At 71.4% G+C, this 3,313-nt stretch carries 4 protein-coding genes; all 4 read right to left on the bottom strand.

The window, feature by feature from the left end:
- Nucleotides 1-1,139, bottom strand: a 1,139-nt coding sequence (locus tag Q2100_RS28760) for a sodium/solute symporter (protein WP_302916774.1), incomplete at its 3' end; no start/stop codon positions are given.
- Nucleotides 1,136-1,510, bottom strand: coding sequence for a hypothetical protein (locus Q2100_RS28765; RefSeq protein WP_302916775.1), 375 nt, complete (start codon nt 1,508-1,510; stop codon nt 1,136-1,138). The genes Q2100_RS28765 and Q2100_RS28760, both read right to left, overlap by 4 nt.
- A complete protein-coding gene (locus Q2100_RS28770) occupies nt 1,503-2,288 on the bottom strand; it encodes a LytR/AlgR family response regulator transcription factor (protein ID WP_302916776.1) in 786 nt (261 codons plus the stop codon). Before Q2100_RS28770 ends, Q2100_RS28765 begins: the two co-directional genes overlap by 8 nt.
- A gap of 7 nt (nt 2,289-2,295) precedes the next feature.
- Nucleotides 2,296-3,313: sensor histidine kinase (locus tag Q2100_RS28775; protein WP_302916777.1), on the bottom strand; the 1,018-nt coding region annotated here is incomplete at its 5' end.

Genomic DNA, 3,313 nt, shown 5'->3' on the forward strand with positions numbered 1-3,313 from the left:
AGGAGCACGGCGGCGTCGGCGGTGCCGGTGATGAGCAGTTGCGGCACGTACAACCGGGAGAACACCCCGAGCAGGGTCGGGAAGAGATAGAACAGCGACAGCAGCGCGATGACCGCCAGCGCGGTCCGGCGCGCCGCCCGGCCGTCGGGATTCGTGTAGAAGCGCACCAGCACGTGCGGCAGCCCCATGGTGCCGAGGAACGTCGCGATGATGATCGACACCACCTGGTACAGCGGATGACTCCCGCCGAGACCACCGCCGGAGGCCAGCCACTCCGAGCCCGCGCCGGGGGTGCCCGCGACCACGGGGGTGGGCGTTCCGGCGGCGAGGGTCAGCGTGCTGCCCGCGCTCAGGGTGTGCTCGCCGGATGTGCCGATGGCGGCGTCGGTCACCGGCGTCCCGTCGAGGATCCCGGTGACGGTGATCCCGGCCGGCGCGGCGACCTGCACCACGACGTCGGTCTCGATCGCCACGGTGGTGTCCTGCTGCACGGTCGGCGGCAGCGGCCCACCGAGTTCGCCGCCGCCGGTGAAGAACAACCCGGTGAGCGCCAGCGCGGGGATGGCGACGGCGGTCAGCTTCAGCCAGTACTGGAACGCCTGAACGAAGGTGATCGACCGCATGCCGCCTGCGACCACGTTGGTCACGACGATCGCGCCGACGACCAGCGGCCCGATCCAGACCGGAACGCCGAGAAGCGTTCTCAGTGCCAGCCCCGCGCCCTGGTACTGCGGTACCAGGTAGAACACGCAGATCACCACGACGGTGAGCATCGCTATCTTCCGCAGCCGGGCCGAGCCGAGGCGGAACTCCGCGAAGTCGGGCACCGTGTAGGCGCCCGAGCGGCGCAGCGGGGCCGCCACGAACAGCAGCAGCCCGAGGTAACCGGCGGTGAAGCCGACGGGGTACCACAGTGCGTCGGCGCCGTACTTGGCGATCAGGCCCGCGACGCCGAGAAACGATGCCGCCGAAAGGTACTCACCGGAGATGGCCGCGGCGTTCCACTGCGAGCCGACGCTGCGCGACGCGACCAGGAAGTCGGAGGTGGTGCGCGAGAACCGGACTCCGTACGCACCGATCGCGATGGTGGCCAGCGCCGAGACGAGCAGTGCGGCCGCGGTCAGCGGGGAGCCGGTCACGGTTCGCTGTCGACGACGCGCACGAAGTCCCGCTCAGACTGTTCGGCCAACCGCACGTAGAGGCGGCCGACACCGTAGAGCAGCGGGTAGGCCAGCACCGCGAGGATGAGCCAGTTGGCCCGGACACCCGCCACGTCGACGTCGGCGAGGCCGGGAAAGGCGCTGTTCACCACGACGATCGCGGTGACGGCGGACATCACCACGGCGGCCAGCCGCAGCGCAAGGCCCAACTGCGCCCGCACCAGGCCGCGCACCAGTGCGTCGCCGACCTGGGTCTGCTCCTGCACCTCGACGCGGGTGCGCACCATGCGTGCGCCGCGGCGGTGGGCCAGCACGACGCGCTCGCGCTGGGGCCGGTCCGGGCTACTCATCGCCAGCCAGCGGTTTGAGATGACGCATCGGATCGCGGACCACCCGGTCACGCAGCTCCCGGGCCTGACGCCGGCTCACCGGGAGCTCGACGGCGGGCGACGCGCCGTTGGCGCGCAACCGCACCAGCACCGCACCGTCGGCGGTGCGCAGCCCCGTCACCAGCCGCAGCGCCACCAGGTAGGAGCGGTGGATGCGCTGGAAACCGTAGTTGCGCCACTGTGTTTCGAGAGTGCTCAGGGGGATCCGCACCAGGTGCGAGCCGGATGCCGAGTGCAGCCGCGCGTAGTCACCGTCCGCCTCCACCCACCCGATGCTCTCGCGCGGCACCAGGTGGGTGACGCCACCCACCTCGGCGGGGATGACGTCGGACTCCGGCGCCGCCGCGGCCTCCGCGGACGCGGGTTCGGCGGACCGCGCAGCCACGACGCGGCGCACCGCCTCGTCGAGGCGTTCCTGACGGATCGGCTTGAGCAGGTAGTCGACGGCGCCGACGTCGAACGCGGCGACCGCCTTGTCCTCGTGAGCGGTGACGAACACCACCGCGGGCCGGTGTGCGAAGTTGGCGAGCACACCGGCGAGTTCGATGCCGGACAGCCCCGGCATGTTGATGTCGAGGAAGATCGCGTCGATGGTGCGCTGGTTGAGTTCCCGCAGTGCCGAGGTGGCGTCGGCGGCGCTGTGCACCTCGGCGATGCCGGGATGGCGGCCGAGCAGGTAGGCCAGTTCGTCGCGAGCCGGCGCCTCGTCGTCGACGGCGAGCACCGTCAGGCCGGTCATCTGACCTTCACCCGAACGCTCCTCCGCCGGCCCGGACACCGGACCGGAACTTCGGCACCCGCATCATCACCTTGGTGCCCGCACCGATCGCGGTTTCGACCACCAGACCGTAATCGTTGCCGAACGCCGCCCGCAGGCGATGATCCACATTCGTCAGGCCGACGTGCGCCGACTCGGTGGTCGCCGCGTTGAGCGCGTCGCCCGAGCCCGCCCTCAGCGCCGCGGGATCCATTCCCGCGCCGTCGTCTTCGATGGTGATGACGCAGTCCGACCCCTCGTCGCGGGCGATGATCTCGACCGATCCGCCGGCCTGACTGGCGAGGCCGTGTCGCACCGCGTTCTCCACCAGCGGCTGCAGCGCCAGGAAAGGCACGACGACGTTGAGCACCTCCGGAGCCACCTGCAGGCGGACGTCCAGCGCAGTGCCGAACCGCGCGCGCTCGAGTGTCAGATACCGGTCGATGTTGCGGAGCTCGTCGGCCAGCGTGGTGTACGGGCCCGCCGCGCGGAAGGAGTAGCGGGTGAAGTCGGCGAACTCGAGGATCAGCTCGCGGGCCCGGTCGGGATCGGTGCGCACGAACGAGGCGATCGTGTTGAGTGCGTTGTAGATGAAGTGCGGGCTGATCTGGGCGCGCAGCGCGAGCACCTCGGCGCGGTCGAGCCGGGCCCGCGACGCGTCGAGCTCGGCGAGTTCGAGCTGGCTGGCCGCATACCGGGCGACCTCTCCGACGGCGCCGAGCAGGCCGGGGCCCGGCGTGCGGGTGGTCACCACGACCAGGACGCCGAGCACGTCGCCGTCCTCGGCGAGCAGGGGCTGCGCCACCACCGCCGACGTCCGGCCGGCCTCGAGCACCCGGCGCTCACCGGAGATGGACTGCGCCGCCGTGCGTTCGCAATCGTCGACGACGTCGGCCGTCCACACCGGTTCGTCGGCGGGGTCGCGGGCCAGCAGGTCACCGTCGCGGCCGAACAGTGCCACGCCGTCGGCGCCGGTCAGGCCGCGCAGGAACGGCGCCGACGTCTGA

It is taken from the genome of Mycolicibacterium arseniciresistens (assembly GCF_030519285.1).
Lineage (GTDB): Bacteria > Actinomycetota > Actinomycetes > Mycobacteriales > Mycobacteriaceae > Mycobacterium > Mycobacterium arseniciresistens.

What these genes read in the sequence shown, in the direction of transcription:
- Q2100_RS28765 (WP_302916775.1), bottom strand. Translation starts at nt 1,510, where the DNA reads ATGAGTAGCCCGGACCGGCCCCAGCGCGAGCGCGTCGTGCTGGCCCAC.
- Q2100_RS28770 (WP_302916776.1), bottom strand. Translation starts at nt 2,288, where the DNA reads ATGACCGGCCTGACGGTGCTCGCCGTCGACGACGAGGCGCCGGCTCGC.